The sequence below is a fragment of the Pedobacter sp. T50_32 genome, assembly GCF_057652195.1.
Genome location: NZ_JBYFBY010000001.1, coordinates 467397 through 483420 on the forward strand (window position 1 = coordinate 467397; position 16024 = coordinate 483420).

Annotated in this window: 15 protein-coding genes; 4 read left to right on the forward strand and 11 right to left on the reverse strand. The window is 37.7% G+C overall.

Features of this window, described 5'->3' with window-relative positions:
* Nucleotides 1-42: 42 nt before the first annotated feature.
* The 7 genes from AC23ME_RS01995 to AC23ME_RS02025 all read right to left on the reverse strand — a co-directional run bounded on the left by AC23ME_RS01995 (nucleotide 43) and on the right by AC23ME_RS02025 (nucleotide 6996).
* Nucleotides 43-606 (reverse strand): 5-formyltetrahydrofolate cyclo-ligase, encoded by a 564-nt coding sequence (locus tag AC23ME_RS01995; protein WP_487726072.1) that lies wholly within the window; start codon nucleotides 604-606, stop codon nucleotides 43-45.
* Nucleotides 607-762: 156 nt separating this feature from the next.
* The gene (efp, locus tag AC23ME_RS02000; RefSeq protein ID WP_487726073.1) at nucleotides 763-1323 is read right to left on the reverse strand and encodes an elongation factor P; all 561 of its coding nucleotides are present in this window, start codon (nucleotides 1321-1323) and stop codon (nucleotides 763-765) included.
* 385 nt (nucleotides 1324-1708) lie between these two features.
* Nucleotides 1709-2326, reverse strand: a complete 618-nt coding sequence (locus AC23ME_RS02005; RefSeq protein WP_487726074.1) for an ABC transporter ATP-binding protein — start codon at nucleotides 2324-2326, stop codon at nucleotides 1709-1711.
* Nucleotides 2327-2402: 76 nt separating this feature from the next.
* A complete protein-coding gene (gene lpxA, locus AC23ME_RS02010; protein ID WP_487726075.1) occupies nucleotides 2403-3188 on the reverse strand; it encodes an acyl-ACP--UDP-N-acetylglucosamine O-acyltransferase in 786 nt (261 codons plus the stop codon).
* A complete protein-coding gene (locus AC23ME_RS02015) occupies nucleotides 3185-4597 on the reverse strand; it encodes a bifunctional UDP-3-O-[3-hydroxymyristoyl] N-acetylglucosamine deacetylase/3-hydroxyacyl-ACP dehydratase (protein ID WP_487726076.1) in 1413 nt (470 codons plus the stop codon). The genes lpxA and AC23ME_RS02015 overlap by 4 nt, the downstream gene beginning before the upstream one ends.
* Complete coding sequence (gene lpxD / locus AC23ME_RS02020; RefSeq protein WP_487726077.1) at nucleotides 4597-5670, reverse strand: UDP-3-O-(3-hydroxymyristoyl)glucosamine N-acyltransferase; 1074 nt, start codon at nucleotides 5668-5670, stop codon at nucleotides 4597-4599. Before lpxD ends, AC23ME_RS02015 begins: the two co-directional genes overlap by 1 nt.
* A 102-nt stretch (nucleotides 5671-5772) precedes the next feature.
* On the reverse strand, nucleotides 5773-6996 hold the full coding sequence (locus tag AC23ME_RS02025) for an HD domain-containing protein (RefSeq protein WP_487726078.1): 1224 nt from the start codon (nucleotides 6994-6996) through the stop codon (nucleotides 5773-5775).
* A gap of 111 nt (nucleotides 6997-7107) precedes the next feature.
* Here AC23ME_RS02025 and porX point away from each other — a divergent pair, with 111 nt between their 5' ends.
* Nucleotides 7108-8661: a T9SS response regulator signal transducer PorX gene (porX, locus tag AC23ME_RS02030; RefSeq protein WP_487726079.1), complete on the forward strand. Its 1554-nt coding sequence runs from the start codon at nucleotides 7108-7110 to the stop codon at nucleotides 8659-8661.
* A gap of 77 nt (nucleotides 8662-8738) precedes the next feature.
* On the forward strand, nucleotides 8739-9164 hold the full coding sequence (tsaE, locus tag AC23ME_RS02035) for a tRNA (adenosine(37)-N6)-threonylcarbamoyltransferase complex ATPase subunit type 1 TsaE (protein ID WP_487726080.1): 426 nt from the start codon (nucleotides 8739-8741) through the stop codon (nucleotides 9162-9164).
* Between the two features lies 1 nt (nucleotide 9165).
* Here tsaE and AC23ME_RS02040 read toward each other — a convergent pair whose 3' ends face one another.
* Nucleotides 9166-11166 carry a hypothetical protein gene (locus tag AC23ME_RS02040; protein WP_487726081.1) on the reverse strand — a complete coding sequence of 667 codons (2001 nt, stop codon included), beginning with the start codon at nucleotides 11164-11166 and terminating at the stop codon, nucleotides 9166-9168.
* 192 nt (nucleotides 11167-11358) lie between these two features.
* Here AC23ME_RS02040 and AC23ME_RS02045 point away from each other — a divergent pair, with 192 nt between their 5' ends.
* Nucleotides 11359-12585, forward strand: a complete 1227-nt coding sequence (locus AC23ME_RS02045; protein WP_487726082.1) for an alanine dehydrogenase — start codon at nucleotides 11359-11361, stop codon at nucleotides 12583-12585.
* Between the two features lie 28 nt (nucleotides 12586-12613).
* On the forward strand, nucleotides 12614-13297 hold the full coding sequence (locus AC23ME_RS02050) for a M15 family metallopeptidase (protein ID WP_487726083.1): 684 nt from the start codon (nucleotides 12614-12616) through the stop codon (nucleotides 13295-13297).
* On the opposite strand, the gene AC23ME_RS02055 is transcribed toward AC23ME_RS02050, so the two are convergent.
* Genes AC23ME_RS02055 through AC23ME_RS02065 form a run of 3 tightly spaced genes read right to left on the reverse strand, consistent with a single transcriptional unit; the run spans nucleotide 13294 to nucleotide 15954 of the window.
* The gene (locus AC23ME_RS02055) at nucleotides 13294-13809 is read right to left on the reverse strand and encodes a SixA phosphatase family protein (RefSeq protein WP_487726084.1); all 516 of its coding nucleotides are present in this window, start codon (nucleotides 13807-13809) and stop codon (nucleotides 13294-13296) included. The two genes, AC23ME_RS02050 and AC23ME_RS02055, sit on opposite strands and share 4 nt — an antisense overlap.
* A 28-nt stretch (nucleotides 13810-13837) precedes the next feature.
* Nucleotides 13838-14890 carry an aminotransferase class I/II-fold pyridoxal phosphate-dependent enzyme gene (locus AC23ME_RS02060; protein ID WP_487726085.1) on the reverse strand — a complete coding sequence of 351 codons (1053 nt, stop codon included), beginning with the start codon at nucleotides 14888-14890 and terminating at the stop codon, nucleotides 13838-13840.
* Nucleotides 14890-15954, reverse strand: a complete 1065-nt coding sequence (locus tag AC23ME_RS02065; protein WP_487726086.1) for a glycosyl hydrolase family 18 protein — start codon at nucleotides 15952-15954, stop codon at nucleotides 14890-14892. The genes AC23ME_RS02060 and AC23ME_RS02065 overlap by 1 nt, the downstream gene beginning before the upstream one ends.
* Between the last annotated feature and the right edge of the window lie 70 nt (nucleotides 15955-16024).

The following is a 16024-nucleotide window of genomic DNA, read 5'->3' on the forward strand; positions in this document are numbered from 1 at the left end:
GAATTCAAAGGTATAAAAAAGATTTAATGTAGAATTATGGCTCTACCACTGATGAACTCGCCTAGGCGTAATGCAAAAATCCAATCGAACATCATCTTCGTGCACATCAGAAATAACCTCATTCTGATCTTCAAATAGCGAAATCCCAACTTTTAATGTTTCAATTCCAGAAAGAAACCTATCATAAAAACCTTTGCCGTAACCAACCCGATAGCCCCTATTGTCGAAAGCCAACAAAGGCACCAGCACCATATCAATTTTACCTTCAAAAATGGTAGTTGTTTGCGGCTCTGGGATATGATAGCTATTCTCCACTAAATCTTCTTTACTAAAAGGATGGTGGCTCATAGAGTGGTCTTCAAAATTTGTTCTCGAAACCACAATGTGGATATAAGGATGATTTTCCTGCAACCAATCAATCATTAAAAACGTATCTGGCTCTCGCTTTTTAACAATTGGCAAAAAAACGTGAATACTCATAACATCAGCAAAGTCCAAAGTTTTAAACTGTGCCAAAAGCAACTGGTTCATCACTAAAAACTCATCTTCAGATAGTGCTTTTCTTTGTTCTAGTGCTTGTTTTCTAAGAGTTGATTTGTTAGCCACATCTAGGAGTTTAATTAGATTCTTCGCTGCGCTCTGAATGACAGCAATAGTGCTAAGTTATAAAAAATGGCCTTGGAAATCTATCCAAAGCCATCAATTTTATTTAAGGATAAAGGAAAATAAATCCGAAAATCTATTAATCCTTAAATCTTAATATTATTTTACACGCTCTACATACTCGCCAGTACGTGTATCAACTTTAATTTTATCGCCTTGGTTTACAAACAAAGGAACTTTAACCTCTACACCGTTCTCAAGCGTTGCAGCTTTTAATGCGTTGGTAGAAGTATCACCTTTTACCGCAGGCTCAGAGTAAGTAATTTCGAACTCCGCAAAGTTTGGCAATTGTGCCATAATAGGCTCATCGCTTTCAATAGAAACAATTACAGTCATTCCTTCTTTCAAGAATTTAATTGCATTACCAAAAAGTGATTTTCCAACGTTAAATTGCTCATAACTGTTGTTATCCATTACTACTAAAGAATCACCTTCTTCATATAAATATTGGTAATCGTTAGTTTCTACACGGCAAATCTCAACAGCTTCATCCGTATTCATACGAGCTTCTACCAATCTACCTGTTTTAATGTTACGAAATTTGCCAGTGTAAAAAGCGCCGCCTTTACCCGGTGTACGGTGATTCCACTCATCAACAGTAACCAACTCGTTATTAACTCGAAGAATGTTTCCTGTTTTAATTTCTGATGCTTTTGCCATTACTATATATGCTTAAGTACTTTTTATTTTTTGAAGCTGCAAGGTAAAAACAATTTTTAAAATTTAGTACAAAAAAAGATGGCTTCGGGAACCACTCCGAAGCCACAATCAACCTAAACCTAAAACTAAACTATGAAAATTTATTTTACTCTTTATATGTAACCTCTGTTCTAGAATTAACCTTAAACATTGGCACTTTTATTTCTATTTTATATCAAAATGCCACTGGCATTTTCCCGAAAGTAAAACGTTAATATTTCGTCCTCATTTCGTGGCGCAAAGGTATATACTATTTTTCAATCTCACAATAGTAATTTTAAAATATTTTTTTGACGTGCTTTAGTTAAGTTTAAACCTATATTTCGGCACATTTATCATATAAATTTTACTTTTTATAGTCTGATATGTTTAGCAAGTTTTTACAAAAATCATATTCATAAGACTGATTTGATCCAACTAAAACAAGCCTATCTTTTGTAAATCTTTCAACCAGATTTAAATACCATTCTGTACCCTGTGTATCTAAATTTGAGGTGGGCTCATCGAGAACTAAGATGGGCGAATCTGTACAAAAAGCTAAAGCTAGCTTCGTTCTTTGCTTCATACCCGACGAGAAATATTTCAGGGGTTTATCTTCAGCTTTGCTTAGCGCTAGTAAATCTAAAACCGCAGCAGCATTAAAGCCTTCTTGATATTTTTTAAACTTAAAGTGGAAGTTTATAGTTTCCTGTAAAGTAAATTCCTCTATCAAATCTATATAAGGGGCGGCAAGGCTAATAGCGCCGAAAATATTTTCTGGAAGAATTTCCTTCTGATCTTTGTAAGTAAGTTTACCTTCTGAAGGGGTTAGATTGCCGAGCAAAACACTTAACAGCGTTGATTTCCCTGAACCATTTGGCCCAAGTATGGCGTATTGCTGTCCTTTAGAAAAAACATAGTTGATATCTCTAAATATCCACTCTTTATTAAATCTTCTACCTAAATTCTCAAGTATAATTTTCATCAGGATAATGTTTGCTTTTAAAGGCAATGAAGTAGCATGGGCTACAAAATTTTAGCTCATGCTGACCGCATATAGACTAGCTACCAGAGCCAAAGCCCCTCATTACACCTCTATTTGAATTGCGTATAAAATCAACAATCTCATCACGAATTTCAGTTGGTTGAAATTCTGCCTCTATCATATCCAATGCTTTAGTTACATTGTTATTTTTAACAAACAATACGCGATAAACTTCCTGTATTTCATTGATTTGTTCAGAAGAAAACCCTCTTCTACGCAAACCAACAGAGTTGATCCCCACATAAGAAAGTGGCTCTCTAGCTGCTTTCACATAAGGAGGTACATCTTTACGTACCAAAGAACCGCCGGTTACAAAAGCGTGCGAACCTACTTTTACAAACTGATGGATGGCAACTAGACCTGCTAAAACTACATAATCACCAATGGTAATATGACCAGCTAAGGTTGTACTGTTAGAAAAAATGCAATGGCTACCTATATGGCAATCATGAGCAATGTGAGAATAGGCTTGGATCAAACAATTGCTCCCAATTACAGTTCTCCATTTATCTTTGGTTCCCCTATTTATGGTTACGCATTCGCGGATGGTGGTATTGTCGCCAATTTCGGCAGTTGTTACTTCGCCTGCAAATTTTAAATCTTGGGGCACACCAGAAATTACCGAACCTGGAAAAATACGGCAATTTTTACCTATACGGGCACCATCCATAATCACCACGTTAGACCCAATCCAAGTGCCTTCTCCAATTTCTACATCTTTATGTATTACTGCAAAAGGCTCTACTACTACGTTATCCGCAATTTTAGCCTGGGGGTGTATATATGCTAATGGTTGTATCATTTTGTAGTCTCGCTGTCTTTTATTTTTACAATTTGGGCCATCATTTCGGCTTCAACAACAACTTTATCACCAACCATGCCAATGCCCTTCATTTGAGCAATACCTCTTCTAATTGGCTCCATCAAATCACATCTAAATACAATTGTGTCTCCTGGAAGCACTTGGGCCCTAAAGCGCACATTGTCTATTTTAAGGAAGTAAGTTAAGTAATTTTCTGGATCTGTAACCGTGCTAAGCACTAAGATACCACCTGTTTGCGCCATGGCTTCAATTTGAATAACGCCAGGAAACACAGGAGCACCAGGAAAATGCCCTTTAAAAAACTCCTCGTTCATCGTTACATTTTTAACACCGACTACGTGAGTTTTACTTAGCTCCAATACTTTATCTACGAATAAAAAAGGTTGTCTGTGAGGCAATATCTTCATGATATCTACCACATCATACAATGGTTTTGCATTTACATCGTAAACGTTTAATTTTTTCTTTCCTTTTTCTTTCTTAATTGCTGCCTTAATTTTCTTTGCAAATGCAACATTAGCTGCATGGCCTGGCCTTGCAGCCATAATATGGCCTTTTAGATGTACGCCAACCAATGCTAAATCGCCAATCATGTCTAAGAGCTTATGACGAGCGGGTTCGTTCTGATAGCGTAACTCCATATTATTCAAGATACCTTGTGGAGCAACGTCAATTTCTTCACGATTAAAGATCTTAGCCAAATGCTGCAATTCTTCTTTCGTAACTTCCTTATCTACAATTACAATTGCATTATTCAAATCGCCACCCTTAATAAGGTTGTGTTGCAGCTGATATTCTAATTCGTGTAAGAAACAGAAAGTTCTGCAAGAAGCAATTTCTTTTTTAAACTCGCTAATGGTTGTAATTCCAGCATGCTGGCTACCCAAAACAGGTGAGTTATAGTCAATCATACAGGTAAAGCGATAATCATCTAGCGGCATCGCTACAATCTCTACACTTCTTTCTGGCTCTGTATAAATGATGTTATGAGGAATTGTAAAATATTCTCTATCTGCGTTTTGCAAAGCAACACCTGCTTGTTCTAAAGCATCTATGAATTTGATAGAACTTCCGTCCATAATAGGAGTTTCTGGTCCGTCTACTTTCATCAGTACGTTATCCAAATCCATACCAACCAAAGCTGCCATTACGTGCTCTACTGTACTCACACTTGCGCCGTTTTGTGAAATTGTAGTTCCTCTGGCGGTGTCGGTTACATTATCGCAATCAGCATCTATAATTGGTTCGCCAGGCAAATCAACGCGTTGAAATTTAAACCCATGATTTTCTGGCGCTGGGCTAAAAGTTAAAGTTACGTTTGCTCCGGTGTGTAATCCAACTCCTTTAACTGAGATTTCGCCTTTAATGGTTCTTTGCTTAACGTTCATTATTGTGTTTGTGTTGTTGTCATTTTCTCAAGCGTAGCAGTAAGCGCTGCTATTTTAGCTTCTAACTCTCTTACCCTTTTATCTACTTCTGGCAACTTTTTGAATATCACGGTGGAGCGCATCCAATCTTTTAAAGGTTGGGCCGGACTTCCGTGCCATTGTTTATTCTCTTCGGTATTAAAATTTATTCCAGCTTGGGCCCCAACTTGGGTTCTTTTACCAAGCGTAAGGTGCCCTGCAATACCAACCTGGCCTCCAATTACTGAATTTTCTCCAAGTTTCGTGCTTCCCGAAATACCTGATTGAGCCGCAACAACAGTGTTTGCACCAACATCTACATTGTGCGCAATCTGTATCAAATTATCTAATTTTACACCCTTACGTACGAAAGTAGAGCCCATCGTAGCTCTATCAATAGCGGTATTTGCTCCTATCTCAACATCGTCTTCTACTACAACGTTACCAATTTGAGGAATTTTATTGTAAGAGCCATCTGCTTGTGGTGCAAAGCCGAAACCATCGCTACCCAATACTGTGTTTGAATGAACTGTAATCCTATTGCCCAAAATAGTATGCTTATAAAGCTTTACTCCTGGATACAAAATACAATTATCGCCAACGATACTGTTTGCACCAACATAAGTTTGTGCGTATAGGATAGTATTGTCGCCTATTTCAACATTTTCTTCTACACAACAAAACGGGCCAACGTAAACATTCTGCCCTATTTTTGCTGAAGAATGTACATAAGATGAATTGTGTATGCCAACCTCTTTTGAACTACTATTAATTACTTCATTGTATTTATCCAACAATATAGTAAAGGCACTATAAGGATCCTTCACTTTTACTAAAGTGCTCTTAACCTGTTGTGTTGGCACAAAATCTTGTGAAACGATTACTATAGATGCATCTGTTTGATACAAAAAGTTCTCGTATTTAGGGTTTGATAAAAAACAAAGCGAGCCAGCAGCGCCATCCTCTATCTTAGAAAGCGTACTCACTTGAGCGTTTTCATCGCCTTCTATTGTTCCGTTTAAAAATTCGCCTATCTGCTTGGCAGTAAATTGCATGTTACAAAGTTAAATGTTAAATCGATATGAACAAATTATCAATACTTAGTAATTGTAAGACGAAGTAACGGCTATTTTGTATCATTATTTTGTTAAAAAAGCTTAAATATCTCTAACGTAGCACAGTATGTGCTTTTTTACAGTCTTATCTAGCGATTCTAAATTAGATAAATCTGATGCTTTTGCGATGTCAGATAATGTCCCATTTTTCATCAATATGTTGATATTACTGCTTTCGGCATTGTAAGCTCTATTGGTAATGGTATCTGTAAACACAAAATAAGACAAGTCTTCTTCATCAATATTTAATGCGACTGAAGTTTGAAAAGCAATTCTTTCTACGCGTTGCGGATCTGGTGCTTCGTTGCTAATTTCTACTTTATACAGCTTTCTCGCATTCAACATTTTGCAAAGCTTAGCCAAAATAGCGTCATCGGCATCTGCCCAAACCTTTACAGAAGCATAAATATCTTGATCGTCAAGCTTAGAAAACTGCTGCAAATGGATTTCCTCTTCAAAGAAATTAGCTGCGTTTACATTATTCACTAAAAAATGCTGCAAGGCTGGAGTGGCGAAAAGTGTAATACCTTCTGAGGTTAACTCTTTAGCACGCTCCAAAATTTTTACCAAAAGCTGCTCACCAGCGATAACGGTCTTGTGTAGATATACCTGCCAATACATTAACCTGCGGGCGATCAAAAATTTCTCTACCGAGTAAATCCCTTTTTCCTCCACAACTAGTTGATCATTAACAATGTTGAACATTTTAATGATGCGATCAAAACTGATCACCCCCTCGCTTACACCAGTATAAAAGCTATCGCGATTAAGGTAATCCATCCTATCTAGATCTACTTGTCCAGAAATAAGCTGACAAAAGAATTTCCTATGATACTTTCTTTTAAAAATATTGATGGCTGTTGTCAATCGTCCACCAAATTCTTCATTAAGCTTATCCATCATCAGCAATGATATGTCTTCATGCTTTATGCCTTGTGCTAAAGTATGTTCTAAAGCGTGAGAAAAAGGACCGTGACCAATATCGTGCAGTAAAATTGCAATGGTAGCCGCTTCTTCTTCCTCTGGAGTAATCTCGTGGCCTTTGCTTTTTAACACTTCCAGTGCCAAACTCATTAAGTGCATAGCGCCCAAAGCATGGTGAAATCTTGTATTTAGCGCTCCAGGGTAAACAATGTGGGTCATAGCCAACTGCTTAATGTACCTTAAACGCTGAAAATAGCGATGTGAAATAAGGTCGAAAACAAGTTCTGTTGGTATGGTAATAAACCCGTAAACCGGATCGTTTATGATTTTCTTTTTGTTCAAATCTTAAAAAGGGTTAAAAAAAGTATATGCGGTACAAAAATTGCTAATTTTATCGACAGTAGAAAAGCTAAGTGCTTTTAAATCTCTTAAATTACACAAAAACGATATAAAATGCAGGAAACGAAGATATTATGGGCCGATGACGAAATTAACTTACTAAAACCTCATATTTTATTACTGAACGAAAAAGGCTACGCTGTTAGCACTTTTACGAATGGCAATGATGCACTTGAGGCTTTTGGAAAAGAACATTTTGATTTAGTTTTTTTAGACGAAAATATGCCCGGCCTCACAGGCTTAGAAACGCTATCTGCCATTAAAAATATACGCTCTGATGTGCCAGTGGTGCTAATCACAAAAAGTGAAGAGGAAAATCTGATGGAAGATGCTATTGGTTCTAAAATAGATGATTATTTGATTAAGCCCGTAAACCCAAAGCAGGTGTTACTGACTATCAAAAAATTGATCGATAACAAGCGCCTAGTAAGTGAGAAAACTTCATCAGCCTATCAGCAAGATTTTAGAAATATAGGGATGACCCTAAACGACAAACTAAGCTACGAAGACTGGGTAGACGTTTACAAGAAGCTTGTTTTTTGGGAATTAGAACTAGAGAAATTGGATGACCCACAGATGCATGAAATTTTAACCATGCAAAAATCGGAAGCCAATATGCTGTATTCGAAATTTGTGGAGAACAACTACTTGGACTGGATTAACGGCAGTAGCGATGCACCTCTTTTTTCTCATGAATTGATTAAGAAAAAGGTGTTTCCGCTAATTAACGATAACACACCGGTATTTTTTATCTTGATTGACAACTTAAGATACGACCAATGGAAAATCATCAACCCATTAATATCTGAGTATTTCCGTTTGGAAGAGGAAGATACCTATTCGAGTATTTTACCTACTGCAACACAGTATGCTAGAAATGCAATTTTCTCAGGTTTAACGCCTTTAGACATGGAAAAACGCTTTCCAAATTTATGGCAAAATGACGATGATGAGGGAGGAAAAAACTTACATGAAGAAACATTTTTGGAGGAGCAAATCAAGCGTAGCTTAAGAAAAGATTGCAAGTTTAGCTACAACAAAATTCTAACTTTCGATCAAGGTAAAGAGCTACTAGATCAGGTAAACAACTTAATGCACAATGAATTTAATGCCATTGTGTTTAACTTTGTAGATATGCTTTCGCACGCTAGAACCGACATGCAAATGATTAAGGAATTGGCTAATGATGATGCAGCCTACCGTTCGTTGACTTTGTCGTGGTTTGAGCATTCTCCGTTGTTGGAGTTGATCAAGAAAATTTCTCAAAAACGTGTTAAACTGATTGTTACTACAGACCACGGAACAATTCGCGTAAAAAATCCGAGCAAGGTAATTGGCGATAGAAGTACGAACACGAATTTACGTTACAAACAGGGCAAAAATTTAAATTTTAACCCTAAGGAGGTGTTTTTGATTAAAAATCCGCACGATGCGAAATTACCTAAGATCAATATCAGCTCTAACTATATTTTCGCAAAAGAAGACCAATATTTCGTCTATCAGAACAACTATAACCAGTTTGTGAATTATTACAATGAAACGTTCCAACATGGTGGTATCTCTATGGAAGAAATGATTATCCCTATTGTAACTTACGGATCTAAGTAATTTGACAACCACATAAGCACATAGAATTTCAACAGCAGAACTATGTATCTATGTGGCTAAGCTATATCTTTGCATTGATGAAATCTATTTCTATTAGTACCACAGGCGAATTACCCATAGTTGCCAAAGAATTATTGGCTTTCGCCGAAGGACAAAAGTTCTTCATTTTTGAGGGCGATATGGCAGCAGGGAAAACTACTTTCATCAAATCGCTTTGCGAAGTTATTGGTGTGGAAGATGTAGTAAGCAGCCCGACTTTTTCTATCGTAAATGAATATGAAAGCAATGATGGTTCTGTTTATCATTTCGATTTTTACAGGTTGAAAAACCTACAGGAAGCTTATGATATTGGCTACGAAGAATATTTTTACAGCGGAAATTATTGTTTAATAGAATGGCCATCTAAGGTAGAAGAATTATTGCCTGAGGAATATATAAAAATTGAAATAACCGTTACTGGCAATGAGCAACGGTTATTTCAATTCACTAAGGTTGTAGAATAGTTTATACGTTTGTTTTCAAAGTATCTTTCAATCCTGAAGTCGCTTTTTCAACCACCTTTTCTTTCTTAGTACTTGTATTTGGCGCTTCCGGAGTTTGGATGATGAGCTTGTAATCTCCTGTTTCCAGCACATCAAAACCAACCTGCCCTTTCTCGTTTACGGTTAAGTTGATGTAATTGCCCCCCGGGTTTTTACCCCCTTTAACAACTATTCCTCCAATTGGAGTTCCCGGACTAGCCATTGCCGCAGCGTCACTTCGCTTCACTCCTTTTTGGCTAATGCTTTTACCCGACGGCTCCGCACCGCTCAACTGGAACAAATAGCTTCCTTTTTGTAAGCTATTTAGTGTTACCTCTCCGTTGCCGTTAGAAACTAGTCGCATATTACCTCCTGGGTTTTTACCTCCTTTAACTACAATTCCACCTATTGGACTTCCTGGCGCAGCCGCAATATCACTTCTTTTAACCCCTTTAGCTTTGATACCCGACACCCTCATAGCTTCTGCTTCTAAAACAGAAGCATTCGCCTCAGTATCACTTCTTTTCATACCTTTTTGACTGATGCTTTTACCTGCTGGATTAAGCTCGTTTACTTCTGCTGTTTTAGGGTCGCTCATGTCTTTAACCGAAACTTTGCCCACAGTTGCGCCACCTTCTACATTATCTGCTTGGCTTCTTTTAACGCCCTTTTCACGAATGCTTTTATCCGATGATGGAGTTACAACTTCTCTACTAATTTTCACGCCTTTTGATTTTAGACCCGCAACCCTCATTGCCTCAGCACTTTCCGAAGTACCTCCAGTGTTAACTGTTTCAGATTCTATTGTGCTGGCCTCAACATCATTTTTCTTTACTCCTGGTTGGCTAATACTCTTTCCATTGCTGTTATCATTCGGGTTAGTAGTACGTTTCACATTCCCAATAGAATTCATTGACGTCTCGTGATTTGGTTTGTTCTTTTTATTTTCTGCCACTGCGTTATCTAATTCGGCAACCTCTCCCCGTTTTACACCTTCGGTTCTAATGCTTTTACCTACCGAATTAGGTTCGTTTACCTCTGCTGTTTTAGGTCCACTCATATCCTTTACAGATACTTTTCCCACGGGCTGGTCATTGACATCGTTTACCTTTTTATTTGCATTTGGGTCGCCCTCTTTGTTGCTTTTCAAAACCTCCACTCTTCTTCTTGGTTTTTTGCCTCCACTTTTCTTTTTACCAAACGCCACAGACAATCCGAAATTCAGCTCCGAAAAAGTTAAGTTACTCGTAATGCTCTTGCTTTCCCAAGTACCATTTAGCAATTGATCTGTTTCATACATTTTCCTATCATTAAAGCCGCCTTGTGGTACTCTTTGCTGTACAGTGTGTGTCAATTCGTGGCCCATTACCATCGCTGGAGCAACAAATAAAGAGACGTCCGATGAAACTTTATAGCCCACTTTCACTTGCGGTTTAAAAACAAGTCCGTTACTGCTTCGTGGTTCAACCTTTACTAAATTAATTTGTCTGTTTTGTCCGTTTATCGCGGTATTGCCTATTTGCACATAACCTTCTTTTTTAAGGCTTAAATATCCAGTATTTAATGATGGTGAAACATTCAATTTCCCAAATGAAAGCATGCCCTGTAATCCAACCAAACCAGAAAAGCTAGCAGATGTTTTAGCACTTGGTACTGATGAAACAGAAAGGCTACCTCCAAAAACCTGATATTGATCTTGAATATTTGAATTGTCTGGAGATAAGTTTTTCAAACTAGTGTAATTTCCCGAAATCTTAACTCCTAACATAAATTTGCTGCCTTTTACGCTACCATCCCAGCCTTTTCGAAGAAACGGAACAAAAGCATCGCCTTCAATATTTAAACCATTTCCAATTAAATTGGATTTATTTTCGGTTGTAGTGTTCGCTAATCCAGATGATAGAGAAACCCATAGTTTTTTTTCTTGCGCAAAGCTGATTTGTGTGAAAATCAAGATGATGCTTAGTGTAGATATTGTTTTCATAGTGTTTATAATTTTTGGTTACGGTTACATATCCATAAACCTTCTAGTTTGTTACCGCTCTTTTTCAAAATTTTTATCTCTCATAGCTTTTAGGAGTAGCTTTATCAGTTCAGTTCTTTTATTTTTACAGCCTTTAGTTTGAGATAACCGTGTTGTTTTCGTATCTTCAAGGTTTAAACTACACCATAAATAATGGCTACAGGACTACGCGATGAAATGGCTGCCATTGCTCAAAGAGGGTTGTTACAAACCCAAGAAGCAATGCTAGAAACAGGAAAGAAAAGCAACAGCTTATTTATTGGAATTCCGAAAGAAATATCTTACCAAGAATGTAGAATTGCCTTAACACCTTTATCGGTTGCGCTGTTGGTTAATAATGGCCACGAAGTGATGTTAGAAAGTGGGGCTGGAGATGGCGCCAACTTTAGTGACAAAGATTACAGTGAACAAGGTGCACAAATATCCTTCAATAAAAAAGATGTTTGGGCTGCAGACGTTATTGTGAAAATTGCCCCACCAACCATTGAAGAAATTGGCTTAATGCACAAAGGTCAGACATTGATTTCTGCGCTTCAAATTGGCACCTTAAAAGCGGAAGTACTAAAAGCATTACTCGCAAAAAAAATAAATGCGCTTTGTTTCGAGAACATTCGTGATGAAGGCAATGTGCTTACCGTGGTACGTGCCATGAGCGAAATTGTGGGCGCAACTTCCATTTTTATTGCGGCAGAATATTTAAGTAGCGCCTTTGGTGGTAAAGGGTTGATGTTAGGCGGTTTTACCGGAGTTCCACCTACAGAAATTGTAATTTTAGGTGCTGGTACCGTTGGTGAATATGCAGCTAGAACAGCACTTTCTTTAGGCGCTGAGGTGAAAGTCTTCGATAGCTCGATTTTTAAGCTGAGACGTTTACAAAATAACTTGGGCAGCAGGGTTTTTACTTCGGTAATGCAACCTATCGTGTTGGCTAAGGCAATCACTACCTGCGATGTTGTGATTGGCGCCATTAGGTCTGACCACGGTAGAAGCCCATGTGTGGTGATGGAGGAAACTGTGGCTAGAATGAAGCCGCACTCGGTAGTGGTTGATGTAAGTATAGACCAAGGTGGTTGCTTTGAAACTTCTGAAGTTACCAACCACAAATCGCCGACTTTTGTAAAACATGATGTGATCCATTATTGTGTGCCAAACATCGCTTCTAGAGTGCCTCGTACAGCTTCGTATGCTTTAACGAATATTTTCGCTCCAATTTTGGTTGATATAGGTGATATGGGCGGACTAATGAATATGGTTTGGAGCAAGCCAGGAATTAGGGACGGTTTGTATTGTTATCAAGGTCATTTAACCAATAAAGACCTAGCTAATATGTATAATTTACCTTATAAAGATTTGGAACTACTCGTACTTTCAAATCAATAATTTTTCGTTAACCCAAAGCTTACTACCAATGATTTTACGCTTGCTTTTCCTACTTACCACCTTAAATTTAAGTGCTTGTGCACAACAAAATGCGCAAAACAAATATGGCTTAAAAGTTATTAACGATTACCAAGTCTATAAGGCCGATGTTGCTAAAAATCCAAATTTGGAATTGGTGGATATCAAAAAAGCTATTCCTTCGGTGGTTCTAGACATCCGCTATGCAACAAAAGATAACTTTATGAAGCAGGTGATGTACAAACAAGCGAGAGCTTTTGCACGTAAGCCGGTTGTAGAGAAACTAAAGTTAATACAAGCAGAGCTGAAGAAAAAAGGCTATGGTCTTAAAATTTACGATGGCTACAGGCCTTACGCGGTAACCGTATCTTTCTATGAAAAAGCAAGCGATAAGAATTTTGTGGCAAACCCGGCAAAGGGCTCAAAACATAATAGAGGCTGTGCTGTAGATTTGAGTATCATCGATCTTAAAACAGGGAAAGATGTGCCAATGCCGACGCCATACGATAGCTTTGAAGCAGCAGCTGCTCCACATTATGCTAATTTACCAGCAGATATCATTAAAAACCGTGACTTTTTAATCAAAACTATGCAAGCAAACGGATTTAAAGTGATTTACAACGAATGGTGGCACTTTGATTTTATTGGATGGCAAGATTACGATTTGATGGATATCCCGTTTGAAAAGCTTTAATTACTTTTCGCCCCGTACTTGGAACTCTTCACATCAACTTTATCCCCTTTTACGCTTAAAGAAAACAGATAATCATACTCATTATCAGAAATTGAAGGTACTGGACGTTTAGCGCCAAAAGCTTCTATCAGCTCTAAAACAGTATTAGAGTGGCCGATAATCAATATTTTTTTACCCGCAGCATTCTCTTTTAAGGATTTAATGAAGTCCTTTGCCTTTCCAGGTTCGTAAGTTTTTATACTGATGCCAGTAATATCTGCCAAAGGAAACCCGGTTAATTTGGTGCGCTTATAATCTGTAGAAAAAATACTATCAAGCCTCTGCCCTTTAAGCTCTTTCTTTAAAGCTTCGGCTCTTTCTGCGCCTGCGGTAGATAAATCTGGGTCTCTGTCTTGTTTATCTGTCGTATCTTTTTCGGCGTGTCTTACAATCCAAACCTTTAGCGTTTTTTGAGCATGTAATGTTTGCTGTAAACCAAAACCTAATAACAATAAGAGTAATAATTTCTTCATTCCAAATGTTTTTTATCTTAGCAGGATGCTAGCCTAGAGCAGCAACCAACTTTAAAATGTCATTTTCGCTATGCCAACTTGATAACACAATACGATTTAAATTCTTTCCATTCCGATCGGGATATGGAAAAGAGGAAATCAGAATTTTCTGCTCCAATAACCGATCGTCAATAGCTGGCTGCTTAGACAAAAATACAGGAAAGTCATCAACAAAATGCCAATCATTTTTATTAGTTAGCTTTTGCGTAAACAATTTTACGTTTTGTTGAAGTTTTTGGTAAGCGTTTTGGTAGATCTCGTTAGCTTTAATAAAGGCATACAAACCTGCTGCAGCTGGTGGTGATGCACCATAAAATATATCGCTCTGCTTTAGCGTAGCTATCGATTTTTCTGAGCCCAGAACAACGCCAGCATCAATTCCTAATGCTTTTGCCATGGAAGCAACAACTACTATTTCTACATTATTTACTTTTGGTAAATTGCTAATTACACTATTCCCTTGATTTAGTATACCTATGCCATGAGAATCATCGATGATTAAAACAACTTTTTTGGTAGGTTTTAGCTGATGAACGAAGCTGAAATCGTAAATTTCGGGAATAAGGTTATTCAAAGAATTAGTTATCAAAACCCAATTTTCTTCGGCGCTGCCGTTTATTTCAGCCACAATAGCTGTAGCCCAAGCATTGAACGCAGTAGTAATCGCTGGATTTTCATTTTGCCACAAGGCTGGATGTGTATTTGGGGCGTAACGCACATGTCCTGTCTTTACGTAGCTTGACACGGTAAGTTGTGCAGCGAGATAACCGCTCGACGTAATTAGCGCTGCTTCGGCACCAAATCTTTCGGCAATGGAAATTTCAGCATCATCATAAATACTCAGCTGAACATTGTTTCCCCTGCTAGTGCCATTATTAAGACCATAAAGCTCTAGCCCTTTGATGTAAATTTTGATCATTTCTTTACTCTGGGGAATGCCTAAATAGGCAGTTCCCCCAAAATAAAGGTATTCTTCATTATAATTTGTTATTTTAGATGATAGTCTTTGATCTAATTGATTAAATTTTTGATTGTTGTTCATTAATAGGCTCTTCCTAATTGATCATTTGCTGCTTTAATTAGCGATGTTTCATCATTAGTATCCTGACCAAACTCCCAAAACATAATACCATTAGCCCTATCTTTCGCTAGGGTTGTTTTCTGTTTAATGGTTGGAATACCGTTATAGCCATATTGTACTCCACTAACCGTTGCCACGTTAACATTGGCATTAGCTTTAGACGCTGCGATAATTGATGAGTAAGCTATACTAGAATTTGTAGATGTTTTACCATATATCGGTACCCCAACAATTGCCTTTTCTTTAGGCATATTACGGGTAGTTAGCCAAAAGTTCAAGCTATTAACACTCATGTTATACGGAGCGTGATTTAATGGCTCTGCAGTGTCATAACCAGAGCCATCATATTGCATGATGTTAAAAAAATCTACATATTGGTAAACTTCTGGTGAAATAGCATACCTATTGGTCGAAGCATAAACCCCTGGCGTAATAGCGGCGCTTAAAAATTTATTAACTTTATGTAGTTCGGCACTTAACTCTTTCATAAGCAAGGTAAAATTACCATTTGGTGTTTGATCAGTAAGACTTGGTGTCCTTGGATACTCCCAATCCATATCTACGCCATCTAGCTGGTTGGCCACCGCAAAAGTCACAAGGTTTTTAACGAAGTTTGCCCTAGCTGTAGCTGAACTAGCGATAGAAGCATAGGTATTTTCTGTTGCTCCACCTGTTGGTCCAATAGAAATACCAAATTTTACATTATTTGCTTTTGCTTTTGACCTTAACGCTGCGAACCTTGAAGGTTGCTCGATCGATTGTAGACTACCGTCTGCACTTGTGCTTGGTGCCAAAAATGCATAAAACAAATGCGTGATCATTTTATATTTGGCGTCAGAAACTGTTGCTGGATCACGATAACTCGGCATATACGCTATAATTTTAAAACTATTATCAGGCACATATGGTGTTACTGGCTTAGGCGGTTCAGGTGCCGGCGTTGGGCCTGGAGTTGGATCGTTTTTTTTACTACAAGAGGCTAGAAAGATTAATAATGCAAATAAATAGAGTAAGTGTTTATTCATCGTTTTGTTGGTTTTAGGTTTTTCTGTTAAAGCAATGGCTCTTTATCCATTCCTTTAAGTTTAGTAATAT